This is a genomic window from Bradyrhizobium canariense, assembly GCF_019402665.1.
GTDB lineage: Bacteria > Pseudomonadota > Alphaproteobacteria > Rhizobiales > Xanthobacteraceae > Bradyrhizobium > Bradyrhizobium canariense.
Genome location: NZ_VSST01000081.1, coordinates 14705 through 31753 on the forward strand (window position 1 = coordinate 14705; position 17049 = coordinate 31753).

The 17049-nt window shown below is 64.9% G+C and carries 18 protein-coding genes; 8 read left to right on the forward strand and 10 right to left on the reverse strand.

The window, feature by feature from the left end; genetic code table 11:
- Nucleotides 1-31: 31 nt before the first annotated feature.
- The gene (locus FXB41_RS34135) at nt 32-937 is read right to left on the reverse strand and encodes a VOC family protein (RefSeq protein WP_219684861.1); all 906 of its coding nucleotides are present in this window, start codon (nt 935-937) and stop codon (nt 32-34) included.
- Between the two features lie 15 nt (nt 938-952).
- Nucleotides 953-1945 (reverse strand): zinc-dependent alcohol dehydrogenase family protein, encoded by a 993-nt coding sequence (locus FXB41_RS34140; RefSeq protein ID WP_219684862.1) that lies wholly within the window; start codon nt 1943-1945, stop codon nt 953-955.
- Nucleotides 1946-2053: 108 nt separating this feature from the next.
- Between FXB41_RS34140 and FXB41_RS34145 the strand changes: the two genes are divergently transcribed.
- From FXB41_RS34145 to FXB41_RS34155, 3 genes are all read left to right on the forward strand, one after another.
- Nucleotides 2054-2755, forward strand: coding sequence for a GntR family transcriptional regulator (locus FXB41_RS34145; RefSeq protein ID WP_219684863.1), 702 nt, complete (start codon nt 2054-2056; stop codon nt 2753-2755).
- A 94-nt stretch (nt 2756-2849) separates the two neighbouring features.
- A complete protein-coding gene (locus tag FXB41_RS34150) occupies nt 2850-3713 on the forward strand; it encodes a fumarylacetoacetate hydrolase family protein (RefSeq protein ID WP_219684864.1) in 864 nt (287 codons plus the stop codon).
- 9 nt (nt 3714-3722) lie between these two features.
- Nucleotides 3723-4343, forward strand: coding sequence for an amino acid synthesis family protein (locus tag FXB41_RS34155; protein WP_246649425.1), 621 nt, complete (start codon nt 3723-3725; stop codon nt 4341-4343).
- 111 nt (nt 4344-4454) lie between these two features.
- Here FXB41_RS34155 and FXB41_RS34160 read toward each other — a convergent pair whose 3' ends face one another.
- On the reverse strand, nt 4455-5216 hold the full coding sequence (locus tag FXB41_RS34160; protein WP_219684865.1) for a hypothetical protein: 762 nt from the start codon (nt 5214-5216) through the stop codon (nt 4455-4457).
- Nucleotides 5217-5231: 15 nt separating this feature from the next.
- The gene (locus FXB41_RS34165; RefSeq protein ID WP_007593508.1) at nt 5232-5420 is read right to left on the reverse strand and encodes a hypothetical protein; all 189 of its coding nucleotides are present in this window, start codon (nt 5418-5420) and stop codon (nt 5232-5234) included.
- A 253-nt stretch (nt 5421-5673) separates the two neighbouring features.
- Here FXB41_RS34165 and FXB41_RS34170 point away from each other — a divergent pair, with 253 nt between their 5' ends.
- A complete protein-coding gene (locus FXB41_RS34170; RefSeq protein WP_219684866.1) occupies nt 5674-6660 on the forward strand; it encodes a DUF2336 domain-containing protein in 987 nt (328 codons plus the stop codon).
- Here FXB41_RS34170 and FXB41_RS34175 read toward each other — a convergent pair.
- Genes FXB41_RS34175 through FXB41_RS34185 form a run of 3 tightly spaced genes read right to left on the reverse strand, consistent with a single transcriptional unit; the run spans nt 6657 to nt 9708 of the window.
- The gene (locus FXB41_RS34175) at nt 6657-7001 is read right to left on the reverse strand and encodes a DUF1491 family protein (RefSeq protein WP_007593522.1); all 345 of its coding nucleotides are present in this window, start codon (nt 6999-7001) and stop codon (nt 6657-6659) included. The two genes, FXB41_RS34170 and FXB41_RS34175, sit on opposite strands and share 4 nt — an antisense overlap.
- A gap of 57 nt (nt 7002-7058) precedes the next feature.
- Nucleotides 7059-7769: a peptidoglycan-binding domain-containing protein gene (locus FXB41_RS34180; RefSeq protein WP_219684867.1), complete on the reverse strand. Its 711-nt coding sequence runs from the start codon at nt 7767-7769 to the stop codon at nt 7059-7061.
- Nucleotides 7762-9708, reverse strand: coding sequence for a PAS domain-containing sensor histidine kinase (locus FXB41_RS34185; RefSeq protein WP_219684868.1), 1947 nt, complete (start codon nt 9706-9708; stop codon nt 7762-7764). The genes FXB41_RS34180 and FXB41_RS34185 overlap by 8 nt, the downstream gene beginning before the upstream one ends.
- A 385-nt stretch (nt 9709-10093) precedes the next feature.
- Between FXB41_RS34185 and FXB41_RS34190 the strand changes: the two genes are divergently transcribed.
- Both FXB41_RS34190 and FXB41_RS34195 read left to right on the forward strand, forming a co-directional pair.
- The gene (locus tag FXB41_RS34190; protein ID WP_219684869.1) at nt 10094-10519 is read left to right on the forward strand and encodes a DUF5330 domain-containing protein; all 426 of its coding nucleotides are present in this window, start codon (nt 10094-10096) and stop codon (nt 10517-10519) included.
- Between the two features lie 66 nt (nt 10520-10585).
- Entirely contained in the window at nt 10586-11017 is a 432-nt protein-coding gene (locus FXB41_RS34195) for a SufE family protein (RefSeq protein ID WP_007593527.1), read from the forward strand.
- Between the two features lie 5 nt (nt 11018-11022).
- On the opposite strand, the gene FXB41_RS34200 is transcribed toward FXB41_RS34195, so the two are convergent.
- Both FXB41_RS34200 and FXB41_RS34205 read right to left on the reverse strand, forming a co-directional pair.
- Entirely contained in the window at nt 11023-11439 is a 417-nt protein-coding gene (locus FXB41_RS34200; protein WP_007593528.1) for a Ros/MucR family transcriptional regulator, read from the reverse strand.
- A gap of 160 nt (nt 11440-11599) precedes the next feature.
- Entirely contained in the window at nt 11600-12472 is an 873-nt protein-coding gene (locus FXB41_RS34205) for a DUF308 domain-containing protein (protein ID WP_219684870.1), read from the reverse strand.
- 312 nt (nt 12473-12784) lie between these two features.
- Here FXB41_RS34205 and FXB41_RS34210 point away from each other — a divergent pair, with 312 nt between their 5' ends.
- Both FXB41_RS34210 and FXB41_RS34215 read left to right on the forward strand, forming a co-directional pair.
- Nucleotides 12785-14434: a glycosyltransferase family 39 protein gene (locus FXB41_RS34210; protein ID WP_219684871.1), complete on the forward strand. Its 1650-nt coding sequence runs from the start codon at nt 12785-12787 to the stop codon at nt 14432-14434.
- 180 nt (nt 14435-14614) lie between these two features.
- The gene (locus FXB41_RS34215) at nt 14615-15394 is read left to right on the forward strand and encodes a class II aldolase/adducin family protein (protein ID WP_007593534.1); all 780 of its coding nucleotides are present in this window, start codon (nt 14615-14617) and stop codon (nt 15392-15394) included.
- Between the two features lie 223 nt (nt 15395-15617).
- On the opposite strand, the gene FXB41_RS34220 is transcribed toward FXB41_RS34215, so the two are convergent.
- Complete coding sequence (locus FXB41_RS34220; RefSeq protein WP_219684872.1) at nt 15618-17012, reverse strand: M20/M25/M40 family metallo-hydrolase; 1395 nt, start codon at nt 17010-17012, stop codon at nt 15618-15620.
- Between the last annotated feature and the right edge of the window lie 37 nt (nt 17013-17049).

The window sequence follows — 17049 nt, forward strand, 5'->3', positions numbered from 1 at the left end:
GGCGGCGTTCTTCAAGTCGAGTTTGAATCTGCTAGCGGGCGAACTCCGTGCATTCAGGCGATGGCGGCATGCCCCAAACGTCGCGCGGCAGACCGACCCAGACTTTTGGCCGCTGCGGTCGATCGCGATGCCAGGGACGCGGCTCGAAATAGCCGAGCGCCTCGTCGGTCATGCGGTCGAGGTCGAAGAACAGCTCGACCAGATGCCCGTCGGGATTGCGGTGATAGATCGCCGTGTTGTGGCCGGGGCCGTGACGTACCGGTCCCCAGAGCACCGGGAGCTTATGTCGGGCGAGATGGTCGCACGCCTGCTGCATGTGGGTCGGCCCCCGCAGCTCGAACGCGACATGATGCAGGCCGCGGCCGGGCGCGCGCGCGAAGTTCAGCGTGTGATGTTCATAGCCGCTGCGCATGAAGACGAAGCGGTCCTCGATCCAGTCGGAGACCCGCAGGCCCATCATGTTCGCGTAGAACTCCGAGGCGGCGCGCGGATCGGGCGTGCGAAGGGCGACATGGCCGAGCTTGGTGACGGCAAGCGCACCGATCCGCTCCTGCGCGGGCGTCGGCGTCCAGCCCTGGATCAACTCGAAGCGCGTGCCTTCGGGATCGCTGAACGATAGCCGCCTCGAAACGCCAGGCAGTGGATCGCTCTGAAGTTCGGGCCGCAGATCGGCCTGCTTCAGCGCGGCGCCGAGCGCCTCGATCTGGACATCAGGCGATATCTCGAAGGCGATGCTCGTCAGCGCCGCGTCGCCGGGTTCGATCACCAGCGAAAGCTGCTCGGAATCGTTGGCGAGGAAGATGCGGCTGCCGTCGCGGCCGACGAGGCCAAGACCGATCACGGCGCGGTAATAGTCGAGCAGCCGCTCGGGATCGGGCGAGGCAAAGCTCGCGTGCCGGAGCCGGGTGAAGCGTGCAATGGGTGCTTGTGTCGTCATCGTGCAATCCACCCCTCATGGCGTCATGATGATCTTGCCGAGCGCCGAGCCCTGCTCGAGCAGCGTGTGGGCCTGCCTGACCTCGTCGAGTTTCAGGACCGCCGAGACCGCCGGCTTGATCGCATTGCGGCTCAGCGCGTCGATCACGTTGCGCATGAGCGCGCGACGCTCGTCGCGATCGTGGTCGTAGATGTGGAAGGAGAAGCAGCGTATCGCCGGGCAGATGTCGAGATGGTCGCGCATCGCCGCCATCAGGTTTTCCTCCGGCAATCCGGCGAAGGCGTTGTACGACAGCAGCGTCCCCCATTTGCCGAGCGCGCCGAGATAGCCGGTGAACTCGGGCCCACAGACGTGATCGAGCACGAGGCCAACGCCCTCGCCATTGGTCAGCTCGCGGGTCCGCGCCACCACGTCTTCGCGGCGGTAGTAGATGACATGATCGGCCCCGTTGCCCCGCGCAAATGCGGCCTTCTCTTCGGTGGAGACCGTGCCGATGACTTTCATCTGCGCGAGCTTGGCGAGCTGCACCAGCGCGGTGCCGACACCACCCGCCGCCCCGATCACCAGCACGCTCGCCGGTGCGCGCGGATGGCGGCACTCGTGCAGCAGCGCGTAGGCGACCTGGTAGTTCGACAGGCACACGGCCGCTTGCAGATCGACATTGTCGGGCAGCGCATGAATGGCGTCGGCGGGCGCGACCACATAGTCGGCGTAGCAGCCGCCGCGCTGCGACAGGTCGCGCGCGCTCAGCAGCACCTTCTGGCCGACCGCAACCCCCTCGACGCCAGACCCGAGCGCGGCAATGCGGCCGGCGACGTCGTTGCCGGGATTAGCCGGCAGCGGCGGCATCCATTTGTAGACGCCACGCCGGATCAGCACATCGGGCTGCCCCACGCCGAACGCTTCGGCCCGGATTTGCACCTGGCCGGCTCCGGGCACAGGCACCGGGAGCTCGACCAGTTCGAGTGCATCCGGCCCACCCGGCTGACGCACCAGCACCGCCTTCATGATTTCACCTCCCCAGCTCGTATTTTCGAAAATAATACCGTTTACGAAAATTATTGCAAGATGGTCGTTGGCGCGGCATGTTGAGCCATCGATTCAATGACAGAAACCATGTCCGAAAGCGCCATTCGCCCCCGCAAGGAATTCGGCAAGACCGTTGCCGCCGACATCACCCATCGGCTGCGCGAGGAGATCATTGCCTGCGGCCTGGCGCCGGGCGAGCCGCTGCGATTCGACGTCCTGCGCGAACGATTCGGCGTCAGTTTCACGACGCTGCGCGAGGCACTGACGGCGCTTACCGCCGAAGGTCTGGTCGACGCGCAGGAGCAGCGTGGATTTCGCGTGGCCCCCGTCAGCCGCCAGGATCTGGTGGAGGTCACCGATGCGCGGGTGCTGATCGAGGTGGAATTGATCCGCCGCGCCATCGAGCGGGGCGACGACGATTGGGAAATCGCCGTCATCTCGACCCTGCACAGATTGAAGCGCATCGAGCAGCGCGATCCCGAGCATCCGTTGCGCGATCCCGAATGGAAGATCGCCCATCGCCAATTCCACCAGGCGCTGGTGTCCGCCTGCGGCTCCGCGACACTGCTCGCCATTCGCGCCGATCTGTTCGATCGCGCCGAGCGCTATCGGCATCTGTCGGCCAATTTTCGGCCGCGCCCACGTGACAAGGCCGGCGAGCACCAGGCGATCATGCAGGCCGCCATCTCGCGCAATCCGGATCTCGCGGTGCAACTGATCGAGGCACATATCCGCTCGACCGCCGACAACGTCGCGACGTACGCCGCGCACCTGCTCGATACCGAATAGGCTGCACCGGCTTTTTATCGCCCTGGGCTTGCGTCACGACGTATTTTCGAAAATAATAGATAAGATCGAAAATGCCAACCTTTGGGGCGAAACCATGAAACTACTGTCATTTCTGGACGGAAATCGGGAAAGCTGGGGCGCCGTTGTCGAAAATGGCGTCGTGGATCTCGGCCGCGCCCTGCCCCAATACCCTGTTCTCGCGGACTTCCTCGGCAGCGATGATTATGCGCGGCGCGAGGCCATCGTCGCCGGGCACAAGCCCACGATGGCGCTCAGTGACGTCAAATATCTGCCGGTGATCCCGCGTCCGGAGAAGATCGTCTGCGCCGTGCGCAATTATCTCGACCACCACAATGAAGCCGTGGCGTTCGGGATGAAGCGTGAGATCACGGAGTTTCCGCCGATCTTCCTCCGGGTCTGGCGCTCCCAGGTCGCGCACAACGCGCCGGTAGTCCGGCCAAAAGTCTCGGACAATTTCGACTGGGAGGGCGAGCTGGCCGTCGTCATCGGCAAGGGTGGCCGTCACATCAGCCAGGCCGACGCCTGGGATCACGTGGCGGGCTATTCGATCTACAACGACGTCAGCGTGCGTGACTGGCAGCGTCACGCCCAGCAGATCGCCTCCGGCAAGAACTTCGTCGGCACCGGCCCGTTCGGACCGTGGCTGGTCACGCCGGACGAGATCGGCGATCCCACCAAATTGAAGCTCGAGACGCGCGTCAACGGTGCGGTGGTGCAATCCTCCGACACCTCGATGCTGATCTTCTCGATCCCGCGGCTGATCGAGTACAGCTCGACCATCTTCGACCTCGTGCCCGGCGACGTCATTGCCACCGGCACGCCGGCCGGCGTCGGCTTCACCCGCAAGCCGCCGGTCTTCCTCAAGCCCGGCGACGTGGTCGAGGTCGAGGTCGAGAACATCGGCGTGCTGCGCAATCCCGTCGTCGACGAAGCATAGAGCCAGCGCATGTCGTCCCAAGATTTGTCGCCTCAAGACGCGTCCCAAGACATCTCCCATGACATCCGCAAGACCGCGCTCAGCGTCGAGACGATCTGGCACGAGCGCGGCCCCCGCCTGGAGAAGCCGCTGCTGGTCGGAACGGCCATCGCGGTCATCCGCAATCCGTTTTCGGGCCGCTTCGAACCCGACCTGATGCCGTTTCAGGCATCCTTGCGCGAGCTCGGGCGCGAGCTCGCGACACGGCTGATCGCGCAGCTCGGCGGTGCCGCGCAGATCGAAGCCTATGGCAAGGGCATCATCGTCGGCGAGGATGGCGAGCTCGAGCACGGCGCGGTCTGGCACGAGGCCGGCGGCCAGGGCATGCGCGAGGTGCTCGGTCAGCCCAAGGCGATCGTTCCGGCGGCGAAGACCATCGGCGGTCCGGGCACGCGGCTCATGGTTCCGCTCGGGCACATTCACGCCGCCTATGTCCGCAGCCATTTCGGCACCGCGGAGATGACGCTGTGGGATTCACCACGGCGCGACGAGATCGCCTTCGGGCTCGTGATGGCGACCGGCGGCCGGCCTCACGCGCGCATCGGCGGCCTTGCGGCATCCGCGATCTCCGTGCACGACGGACAGCGCTGACGGGCGCACGATGCGCTGAAGGATTTTGTCGGGAACCTGCCGAAGCAGCGCGCTTGACCGACGCAATCAAGCGCCGGCGCGCTGCCGTAAAATGATCGACCCTTGAAACGATCAGCCCTTGGAGACGACCGCGCGGCCGTAGGGCGGCTGGCCCGCGACCGGCGGGTTGGCGGTTTGGGCGGCGAGTTCGCCGATGAGGCGGTCGGCATCGGCGGCCATGCCGTCGGGCGCCTGGATCACCAGCCGCTCCAGACCCCAGCGATAGGACGAGACGCGCTGCTCGAGGCACTGCTGCACCCACTGGATGATCAGCGAATTCTCCTGCATGCGCTCGATCGCGTCCTCTTTCTCCTGCGGCGAGAGGGAAGAGACACGCGCCATGCTGGCATTGCGCTTCTTGTCGAGGTCGATGACGCGGATCGCGGAGGCGAAGAACGGCTCGAAGCGGGTGATGTCGTTGCGCACGTCCTCCATCAGCTGCGTATAGCGCGAAGAATGCGAACGGTGCGGCTCGTCGATCAGCGTGCGACCGTACATGGTGCGGTCGAACACGATCTTTTGCCGCCAGGGCGAGGGCAGCGCCTTGTAGTCGCCGAACACGCTCTTCCAGGCGGGCCGCGACAATGGCGGCTCTATCAGGGGATAGGCGAGGTCGCGAAGCTGGCGCTCCTCGTCAGTGAGCTGGAATTGGGATGGCTTCAGGCCAACGCTGGAGGTGACTTCCGCGCCCAGCCAGCGATGCATGTCGTCGCTGCGCATGTCGGCGCGGGTGCGGCCGAAATCGCCGCCGCTACAGGCGGCAAGCGTCGCACCCAGCACTGCGAGCATGATGGCCGTTACGACGGGCCGGATCTGGCGGAGGTTCTCCGGCATTGCAAAGGCCGAAGGCTAACGGCGACGACGACGGCGCCCCGGCGCTGTGCCCTGCTCCGGCCCGTGATCGCCGCTTGGCTCGTCGCTCTCGCGCTCGATGCGGATCACGGGAAGGATCAAAATCGTGCCCATGTCCGCGCGCGGAGCCACGTCCCCCGACGCGCTCACCCGGCGACCGGCCGGAAATTCGATGATGGTCCCCATATCAGCTCTCTTCAATTGCCGCGCGACCCGGCGCGCCTCTGCAACATGCATTCATTAAGATCAGTTCATGGTTAACGGGGTGTAAACGTGCCGGCGGGACCGTAACCGCACGGGCGCGACCCGCCGTCCCGTTGCGGCACGAGAACGCTTCAAAGCAAGCGTTCGGCTTCACGCCTCGTTTTCCTTAACGAGCCTTTAAAGGAGCCCGCGATAGGCTGGCGGCGAGTATCTCTTCCAGGTCGCGTATCTCTCCATGACCAAGTCGTTGTTTCCAGGATTCGACGGGCTGATGACCCTCTCCCGTCGCGAAGGCGTCGATGTTCGTCCGACGCTGCTGCGCGTGCTGACCGACCTCTATGTCCAGTCGAGCACCCACAGCGACGACGAGCAGCGCCAGTTCGTCGAGCTCGCCACACGACTGATCGACCAGGTCGACGACGCGACGCGCGCGGCGGTCAAGGCCCGGCTTGCGATCTATCCGTCGACGCCCGCCCCGATCATGCAGAAGCTCGGACTGTCAGCCGCGCAGGAGGGACGCAGGGTTCCGCTCGCGCGCGAAATCCCGGCGCCCGCCCCTGCCCCCCCTCCTGCCCCCTTGCCGGTTCGCACGCCAACCGACGCCGAGCTGCGCATGGCCTCGAACATGGCGATGCAGCCAAAGGACGCGGCCGATATCTACGACATGTTCTTCCGCGCCGGCACCGCCGAGCGCGCGCTGATCCTGCACAATCTGGCGGAGACCCCGCTGAAGGCCGCGCCGCGGATTCCGACCGTGCGCGCCAAGCGCGCGATCCAGATCCTCGAGATGGCGGCGATCGCGGGCGATGTCGAGAATTTCGCCTTCGAGCTCGGCGACAGCCTGATCCTGCCCTCGCGCGTCGCAGCCCAGATCGTCGACGATGCAAGCGGCGAAGCGCTCGCGGTCGCCGCGCGCGCGCTCGACATGCCGAGCCCGGTGTTTCAGCGCATCCTGCTGTTCTTCAAGCCGGAGATCGGCAACTCCGTGACCGACGTGTACCGGCTGTCGCGTCTTTACGATCGCCTCAGCGACCGCGCGGCGCTGGTGATGCTGGCCGCCTGGCGCGGCTCGACGCTCGCCGTCACCCGCGCAAAGTACCAGCCGTCGCTGCATGACAGCGAGCGCCAGCGCGCGCGTGCGGGCGCAAGCCAGACACGCCCGGGCGTGCAGCCCGGCTCCGCGCCCGCGGTGCGGACGGGGACTGACGGATCGGATCGTTAGGTCTTCGCCAATTCGAGGAAATGCCGCCCGGCGCGGTCTTCGGTCTCGACGATCCAGATGTCGGAATCGAAGCGGATCTCTTTGGTCAGGCGCTCCTCCACCGCGGGCTCCGGCATCGGCTGCGGCGCAAACGGCACGAAGAAGCGATCGACCGGCCGGCCGTCGTCATAAGAGGTCTGCGGCGCCGGCACATAGAGCATCGCATTGCCGTCAAGCAGCGAGATCTTCACGAACACCGCACCCGCCTCCTCCGCACCGCGACGACGCACCGCGCCGTACACGCCCTCGGTCTGGCACCGGCGCAGATAGGCTGAGACCCAGATGTTCGATTTCAAACGCATGGTGGCCACGATAGGACAGCGCTGCAATCAGCACCAGCCTTCGCACAACAGCAACGACTATTCGACGGGGTGGCCGATCGCGGCGCCGAGCTCGCGGAGCAGGCGGTCGGACAGCTGGCCGGTGACCTGCATCTTGTGCTCGCGCTCGAATTTCTGGATCGCGGACTGGGTCTCGCCGCCCATCGCGCCCGTGATCTTCAAATTGCCGTAGCCATATTCGGACAGCGCGCGCTGCACGCCGGCGATGCGCCGCGCCGCCGCGCTCTGCTGCACGGGGATCGGCGCCGGCGGACGCGCAACGGAGGGCGGCGCCGAAATCGTTTGCTTGACCAGATTGGTCATGGGATCGCCTGAGCGCGGCGTCGATGCGGTCGCCTCGACAGGCCTCTCCGGCGGCTTGTCCGCAGGTCTGGGCTCGGCAGGTCTGGGCTCGGCACGAAACTCCGTCGCTCTCGGCTCGAGCGGCGAGGTATCGGCCCCGACCGGACGCGAACGGGGCAAGGGGTTCGACAGCGGCAGGGACGAGGGCGCGGGAAGATTGATCACGGTGCCGAACATCGGCGCCGGATGCCGCCCGGTCTGGAGGAACAGCGCGTTGGCAACGATCGCGCCGATAGCGGCCACGGCGACGAAACCGGCGAGCGTATCCTTGGGGCTATGCAGCAGCACGCGCAGCACGAGATTGCGCTCGGTCTCGACATCGATGACTGCGGCCTTGGCGCCACGGCGGCGCGGAGCGGCTTGGTCCTTGGCAGACTTCTTAGGCACTTTTCTTCACCAGAGCGGGTTGGTCCTGAACTTGGTCGTGAGGATGGTCCTGCAGTTCCTGGTGCTGAAGTTCCTGGCGCAGCACCGGCGTCAAGGTCGCGATCTTGCTCTCGCTCGCCTTGCTGTCGGACATCTTGGCCTCAGAAATCTTGGTATCAGAAGTTTTGGCATCAGAAATCTTGGCCTGCGGCGTGTAGACGAGCGGCAGCTTGACGGTGACGGCAGTGCCCTCGCCGAGCCTGCTTTGTACCGTCAATTCGCCGAGATGCAACGCCACCAGGCTCTTCACGATCGAAAGTCCGAGGCCGGTGCCTTCGTGGCGGCGCTGATAGGTTTTGCCGGCCTGGAAGAATGGCGCGCCGATGCGCTTGAGATCGTCAGGTGCGATGCCGATTCCGGTGTCGCTGACGCGCAGCGCAAGCTGCGAGCCCGAGACCGCCGCTGTTACAGTGACCTGACCGCCGCGCTCGGTGAACTTGACGGCGTTGGCGACGAGGTTGAGCACGATCTGCTTGAAAGCGCGCGGATCGCCGGTCATCACAGGCAGATCCTGCGGCGCATCGGTGACGAGATCGACGCCGTTCTCCCGCGCCTTCAGCGCCAGCAGATTGCAGCAGTGCATCAATGATGCACGCGGCGCGAACGGTTCCGACGCCATCTCGAAATTACCCGATTCCATCTTGGACATGTCCAGGATGCCGTTGACGACCGAGAGCAGATGCTTGCCGGAATCGTTGATGAGCTGGGCGTATTCCCTCCGCTGGGCTGCGCCCAGCATCAAGGTCTGCTCCTGCGTGATCATCTCGGAGAAGCCGATGATGGCGTTGAGCGGCGTGCGCAGCTCATGGCTCATGGTGGCGAGGAAGCGCGTCTTGGCGGCGTCGGCCGCCTCAGCAGCGCTGCGCGCCTGATCGAACGCCTGCTCCCCGAGCTTGCGGTCGGTGACATCGCGCATCACGGCGACAACATCGGCCTCGCGCGTGGCATCACGGCCCATATCCTGATCGAGCGGGCGGCAGCGCATCTCGACCCAGATGAAATCAACCTGGCCGCGCTCCGAGCCGGCACGCTCCCGGCGCAATCGGAACTCGACGCTGCGCACGTCGCCGCGCGCGGCATCGGACAGTGCCGTCAGATACGCCGGGCGATCGGCGACATGGACGCGATCGAACAGGCCGTGGCCGAGCAGTTGCGCGACGGGCACGCCGAGCATGGCTTCCACCGCCGGTGAAATGAACTGCACCGCGCCGTTGCGCTGATGCCGCGAGATGACGTCGCTCATATTCCGCGCCAGGAGACGGTAACGCTCTTCCTCACGCGACAGCAGCGCAACGCTGGTGCGCGCGAGCGATTCCGCACCGAAGGCCAGACCTGCCGCATAGAGCGTCGCCGAGGCGACGCCGAACGCCATCAGCACGCCGCGTTCCGCAGCGCTGGTGTCGCCAATCGACAGCCAGCCGAGCTGGCTGACGAGGATGAGAATGCCGGCGCAGGACAGCGCCAGCAGCGAGGCAAAGGCCGCGACGCGGCGCGAGGCCGACAGCGCAGCTTCGAGGGGAACCACGACCAGCCAGATCGCGGCGAACGATTCGATGCCGCCGGTCGTCACCGCCACCGCCATGATCAGGCCCGACAGCGCCAGCGACGACAGCACATGCGCGCCTTCGTAACGGCCGGTGCGCGACAGGAACCAGGACAACAGGATCGGCGCAATCAGCCAGGCGAAGGCCGCGACCTCGATCGCGCTCGGCGCGCCGCGCATGGCGAGATAGACCGGGAATGCGGCAAAGGCGGCCAGGCTGCCGAGCAGCCGCGGGGCCATGAAGGCACGATGGCGCGCTCGCGTCAGCGCGTCGTAACGCGCGGAGGGATGCAGCAGCGCATCGAGACAATCGCGGATGATACTCAAAACTGTCACGGGTCTCGCGCTTCGGCTCATTCGTCGGGAAGACGCGCCGGAACGCCTCCTTATCGTTGAGCCACCGTGTCAGAGCGACCTTAAACGAACACTAAGGCAGCGCGGCGCGCCGCCGGACGCGGTGTCATCGCAGGGCTTTTTAGGCGATTTGACGACGTCATCGGCGAGGATGGTGAACACAGGGTTTCACTGCGATCCGCATGGTTTCGAAATGGTGGACGGGCGCGGCGGCAGAATCACGGCGCGTGGACGTCAATCGAAAATTTACGAGACCGTCGATTGCGAAGATTCTTGCGTCAATTTTCCGCGAATTAAGCGGAAGGCAATCACTTGCGATTTATCGAGAGTTGCTAGGCCCGACATCCGTGGAGATCGCCGCGGCGGGATCTAACATACAGGTCGCAAGATGCGCTTTCTGCTTCGCATCACATTCTGGCTCGGGCTGGTGCTGGTGCTCCTGCCGCGAGACAAGACGCCCGAATCGGACAAGCTGCCGCAGATCGGCGCTGCCGACGCGGTGCAGGCTGCGACCGCGGCTGTTTCCGACATGACCCAGTTCTGCAAGCGCCAGCCGGCGGCTTGCGAGGTCGGCGGACAGGCCGCGACCATCATCGGCCAGCGCGCGCAGGACGGCGCGAAGAAGATCTACCAGATCATCAACGACAAAAAAGAGCAGCTCGAGAAGCCTGACAAGAAGGCTCCCGACCACACCGGCTCGATCGCGCTGGCCGGTGAAGGCGACACCGCAACCAGCGAGGCGCCGCGCGACACCCTGTCACAGGACGACCTCGCGCTGGAATGGCGCGGCCCGGCGCCCGCAACGGCGAATTAGCCCCAAACCCTATCGATTTCGGCGCTTTGCGTCCCTATATTGGCCTGAACGGGAACTTGGGCCAGCATGACGACGATCGACGAAATCAGGGATAATTTCGAGATTCTGGACGAATGGGACGACCGCTATCGGTACGTCATCGAGCTCGGCCGCACCCTGGAACCGATGTCCGAGGCCGAGCATTCGGCCGAGAACAAGGTGAATGGCTGCGTCAGCCAGGTCTGGCTTCAGAAGCTGATCGATCGTCGCGATGGCGGGCCGCCGGTCCTGACATATCGCGGCGACAGTGACGCCCACATCGTGCGCGGGCTGGTCGCGATCGTGCTGTCGCTTTACTCCGGCCGCACGCCTCAGGAGATTCTTGCGACCGACGCCATTGCCGTATTCGACGAGTTCGGTTTTCGCGACCATCTGACGCCGCAGCGTTCCAACGGCCTGCGCTCGATGGTCGAGCGCATCAAGACCGACGCGAAAGAGGCGCTCGCGGAAGCGTCGTAGAAATCCTACTTCCGCTTGCGCTGCTGCTGTCCCAGTCCCATCTGCTTCGCAAGCTGCGAGCGGGCCACCGCATAGTTCGGCGCGACCATGGGATAGTCGGCCGGCAGGCCCCATTTCTCGCGATATTGCTCCGGCGTCATGTTGTACCGGGTGTGCAGATGGCGCTTCAGCGACTTGAAGCGCTTGCCGTCTTCCAGACAGACCAGATAATCAGGCGCGATCGACTTCTTCAGCGAGACCGCCGGCTTCGCGGGCTCGAGCGGCACCGTCTCGGTGCGACCCGATGAAACGCGCACAAGCGCGCCATGCACCTGGCTGATCAGGTTCGGAATCTCAGTTGCAGGCGTCGGATTGTTGCTGAGATAGGCCGACACGATGCCCGCCGTCAGCTCAATGAAATTCTTAGCCCCGGCATCCGACATCGGCCCCGCCTTTCTCCACCTTGCGTCTCACGGGAGAGACGACGTCAGAGTATTCCGTGTCAACAATACGTTCGACTGAATGGAATGACTGAGGAGTATGGGCTGATTTACTGACGAAGCAACAAGAACGCCAGCGCTTTACTTGCCTGCGCCAGCTCTCTCAAGCCCCACGCTGGTCGAGGTGGGCGCGCAGCTCGTCGATCGAGGCAAAGCGCATCATCCCTTCCGGCATCTGGGCTTCGATCGAGCCATCGGAGTAGAGCGAATAGGCCATGCCGTCGACGATGCCGGATTTGAGCACGGTCACGGGCGCCTGTTCGGCCGCGGCCGCCGGCTCCGGTGCGGGCGGCGGAGCAGTCTCAGCGAAGGTCGACGGCGAGCGCGGGGGCGGGCGCCGCGAGGCGGCCGGCGGCTCGGCAGGCCTCATACGGTCCGGCTTCGGCCAGGCGTCGTCAAAGCTCGCAGGCGGCGTCTCCGGGGCGGCAGGCTCCGCCGACGGCTCGGCATGCGGCAGCGGCGGCAAGCCCTCGCTGGTCTTCGCCTCGGCGCGCTCGCGCTCCTTGCGGGAGGTCGAGGCGAACATCAGGTTGCGCCGGCGCGGCGGTTCCGGAACCTCCGGCGGGCTCGGAGCTTCCGGCGGTGGCGGAGGCTCGGCGCGCGGACGCTCGCGCGCGGCTGCTTCGTTCTGCCAGGGCGGCGGTCCTGCGGCCGGCAATGGCGGCGCCGGCTCGATCTTCTCTGCGCCCGGCTCAGGCGCGGGGCCAGGCGTTCCAGCCATCCCGAGACCCGGCAGCACGGGCCTGACCCGAACGTCGGATGGTGCGATGGATCCAGCCAGCCGGCGGGCCATGCCTTTCAATTCCGCGACCACGACGTAGAGGCCGGCCAGTAACATTCCGGAGCAGACGCCGATGGTACCGGCGATTATGAGGGTACTGCCGAGACTGAATTCCCTGACGGTGAAGCCGAACAGGATCGCAAGGAGGCCCGCCAAAACGGCGAAAATCCCCGCGATCAACAATGCCAACGCCATCGAACTCACCCCTGGCCGCGCAGCCACACGCGACCCTCGTCACGCCACGATACCGTCATCCGGTGTTCCACGCCAACGTCGAATTATAACCTGCGTTCCTTAAGGAAAGGAAATCAGGGACTTATTCACATTCCCTTCAGCTACGGCTCGCTACTTTAGGCCGCTCTCAAGTTTGGCCGGATTTGCTGCGTCGCATCAGGAATTAGCCATAATGCCCAATTACTTGCTAATGGAACTGCGCTATAGGGATTCCGGGGAGCAGGCCCGCGCGCACCAGCAGGGCCAAGAGGGGATTCCGGGTCACCAATAGCCATGACATCCATCACGACTTCGGCGATCGACACGCCCCTGCGGCGCTCGGTTGAACGGACTTGCGACGATCTCGCCATGCTGGTGCTGGCTGCGGTCGCCGTCATTGCAGGCTTGACCTTCCGCGACTACGGGCTCGGCTGGGACGACTACACCCACGCCGAATACGCCGATCTGCTGCTGCGCATGTTCGGTTCCGGTTTCAAGGACACCGCGGCCCTCTCCTTTGCCAACCTCTACATGTATGGCGGCGGCTTCGACATGGTCGCGGCCCTCCTGCACAAGGTGATTCCGCTCGAGCTGTTCGAGACGCGCCGGCTGGTCGGCGCCGTCGTCGGCGTGGTCGGACTTGCGGTGACGTGGCGGCTTGGCCGCCGTGTCGGTGGTCCCCTTGCGGGACTTGCCTCACTCTTGCTGCTCGCGCTCTGCCCGATCTTCTACGGCCACATGTTCATGAACCCGAAGGATGCGCCCTTCGCGGTGGCCATGATCATCCTGATGCTGGGCCTCGTCCGCCTTGCCGAGGAATATCCGCAGCCGTCGCCGCGCACGATCCTGATCGTCGGCCTTGGCGCCGGCCTCTCGCTCGGCACCCGCGTCCTCGGCGGCCTTGCGCTGGTCTATGCCGTGATCGGCTTCATGCCGCTGTTCCTGGAGGAACTGCGCACCGAGGGCCTGCGTGAATCGGTCCGACGCTTCGCTTATGTCGTCTACGTGCTGTTGCCCGGCCTCGTGCTCGGCTATCTCGTGATGGGGCTGATCTGGCCGTGGTCGATCATGGAGCCCGGCAATCCCTTCGAGGCGCTGACCTACTTCTCGCACTTCTTCGAGAAACCCTGGAAGGAGATGTTCGACGGCGCGATCGTTTCCGTGCCCGACATGCCCTGGTCCTATCTGCCGACGCTGTTCGCGCTTCAGTTGCCAGAGGTGATGCTGGTGCTGATGTTCGGCGCCGTGATCGGCACCTTCGCACTGCTGCCGCGCCGCGAGGTTCCAGCCCGCCGCAAGACCATCCTGCTGATGCTCACGCTCGCCGCGACGCTGCCGCTCGCGATTGCGATGGTGAAGCGCCCGGCGCTGTACAACGGCATTCGCCATTTCGTCTTCGTGATCCCGCCGATGGCGGTGCTCGGCGGCGTCGCCTTTGGCTGGGCCATGGAGCGCCTGCGCGCCAATCACCGCACCTGGCAGCCGGTCGTGCTCGCCACCTTCTGCTTTGGCTTGGCGCTCTCGCTCGCCGAGATGATCCGCCTGCATCCCTATCAATACACCCACTTCAACCACATCGCCGGCACCGTGCGCGGCGCCGACGACCGCTTCATGCTGGATTATTGGGGTCTGGCGCTGAAGCAGGCCTCGGACGAATTGCGCGAACAGCTGGTGGAACGCCAGGAAGTGCCGCCGCGAAACCGCAAATGGAAGGTCGCGGTGTGCGGTCCGCAGCGCCCCGCCCAGGTCGCGCTCGGGCCCGACTTCACCATCGGCTGGGATTCCAATGCCGCCGATTTCGCCATGACTCTCGGCGAGTTCTACTGCAAGGGCCTCACCGCGCCCGTGCTGGTCGAGATCAAGCGCGACGACGTGGTGTTCGCCCGCGTCTACGACATCCGCGGCAGCAGCATTTCGAGCCTGCTCTCGATCCCGGCGCCGTAATAAATTCCTCCGGACCGTAGCCCGGATGAGCGCAGCGACATCCGGGGCCTATCAGGCAGCCCCGCATGTCGCTTCGCTCATGCGGGCTACGCTGGACTGCCGCGCTTTGTGTGCCTTGCTGGCAGCTCGCGGCAGGACTACGCTCCCTCCCCGCAACAACGATGTTCGGAGAGATCAACCATGTCGCCAGCGGAAGCGCGCCTGAAGGAAGTGCCGTCGAACATGACGGAGGCCGAGTGGCAGCAACGGGTCAATCTCGCCGCATGCTATCGTCTCGTCTCGCTCTACGGCTGGGACGATTTGGTCGACACCCATATCTCCGCGCGCGTGCCCGGCCCTGACCATCATTTCCTCATCAACCCCTACGGGCTGATGTTCGACGAGATCACGGCGTCGAGCCTGGTCAAGGTCGATCTGCACGGCAACCAGCTCTCCGAGAGCGAGTACAGCATCAACCCCGCCGGCTTCACCATCCACTCGGCGATCCACGAGGTGCGCGAGGACGCCATCTGCGTGCTGCATCTCCACACCCTCGACGGCACCGCGGTCTCGAGCAGCGCCGAAGGCCTGCTGCCGCTGAACCAGACCGCCCAGCTCGTCACCCACGACCTCGCCTATCACGACTACGAAGGCATCGCGCTCGACCACGACGAGCGGCCGCGGCTGCAGAAGGACCTCGGCGACCATAACCACATGCTGCTGCGCAACCACGGCACGATGACGGTCGGCCGTTCGGTGGCTTCGGCCTTCGAGCGCATGTATCACCTTGAGCGCGCCTGCTCGATGCAGGTACGTACGCGCGCGCTGGGCACGCCGGTCTATCCGGTCGACGATGTCGCGATCGACAAGAATACCGAGCTGCTCGCCAACCGCGACCGCGCCGAGTTGCGCGCCACCAACCTGGTGTGGCCGCCATTGCTGCGCAAGCTGGACCGCGAGCTGCCGGGCTACCGGTCTTGAAATTTTCGAGATTTGGTGTAGGGTAGCGTTTAACGAACCTCTACGCCTTTTGGAATGAAACGCCGCCCAATTCCGGGCGGCGTTTTTATTTGTAAGGTCTCGTAGGGTGGGCAAAGCGAAGCGTGCCCACCATTGCCGATCGCGATCCGGGACAGATGGTGGGCACGGCGCTTTGCGCCTTTGCCCACCCTACGCACTCGCAACGACGAGGATAAAGAGCGCCCTACTTCACCTCCGCCAGCGCCGCGAGGATGCGCGCCCAGGAACGGATGCCTTTCTGGAAGCTGCGGAGGTCGTACTTCTCGTTCGGCGAGTGGATGTTGTCGTCGTCGAGGCCAAAACCGACGAGCAGCGAATCCAGCCCCAGCGCGCGCTTGAAGTCGGCGACGATCGGGATCGAGGCGCCCGAGCCCATCAGCACGGTCTCCTTGCCCCATTCCTCGGTCAGCGCGGTTTTGGCCGCGGCGAGCGGCTTCATGTTCCAGTCGAGCGCAATCGCAGGCCCGGCAGAGTGATCGCCGAACTCGACCTTGCAGTCTCCCGGAATGCGCGCCGTCACGTACTCACGGAAAGCCTTGCGGATCTTTTGCGGATCCTGCCCTTCGACCAGCCGGAACGAGACCTTGGCCGATGCATGCGACGGGATCACCGTCTTTGAGCCTTCGCCGATATAGCCGCCCCAGATGCCGTTGACGTCGCAGGTCGGACGCGTGGAAGCCTGCTCGACCAGGAGCCTGCCCTTCTCGCCGGCCGGTATCGATAGCCCAACCGGCTTGAGGAACGTGTCTGGCGTGAAGTCGAGCTTCTTCCACTGCGCGAGAATGTCCGGCGGCGTATCCTTCACCCCGTCATAGAAGCCGGGAATGGTGATACGGTTGTCATCGTCGAACAGCCCGCCGAGAATTTTGGTCAGCACCCGGATCGGGTTCATCGCGCTGCCGCCGAACACGCCGGAATGCAGGTCGCGATTGGCGGCGGTGATCTTGAGCTCCTCATAGAGCAGACCGCGTAGCGAGGTCGTGATCGCCGGCGTGTTGCGGTCCCACATGCCCGTGTCGCAGACCAGCACGTAGTCCGCCCTAAACTCGTCCTTGTTGGCTTCGATGAAGGGCACGAAGTTCTTCGAGCCGACTTCTTCCTCGCCTTCGATCAGGAACGTGACGTCGATCGGCAGTGACCCCGTCACTTTCTTCCAGGCGCGGCAGGCCTCGACGAAGGTCATGACCTGGCCCTTGTCGTCCTCGGCGCCGCGCGCCACGATGATCTTGCGGCCGTCGGCATGGTCGGTGACAACAGGCTCGAATGGCGGACGGTGCCAGAGTTCGAGCGGATCGACCGGCTGCACATCATAGTGGCCGTAGAACAGCACATGCGGCCGGCCGCCCGCGACGCTCTTGCCGACGACCGCGGGATGGCCGGCGGTCGGCCTCACTTCAGTCGCAACGCCGAGGCTCGCGATGTCCCTGGCAAGATGCTCGGCCGCCGCCTTGCAATCGGCCGCGAAGGCCGGATCGGCGGAGATCGACTTGATCCGCAACAGCGAGAACAGACGCTCCAGGCTGTTGTCGAACTCCTTGTCGATGTGGTCGAGCACGGATTGAAGCTGCGCATTTGCCATTGGTCGTATTCCCTGCGTTCGAATCCCAAGACGTCGG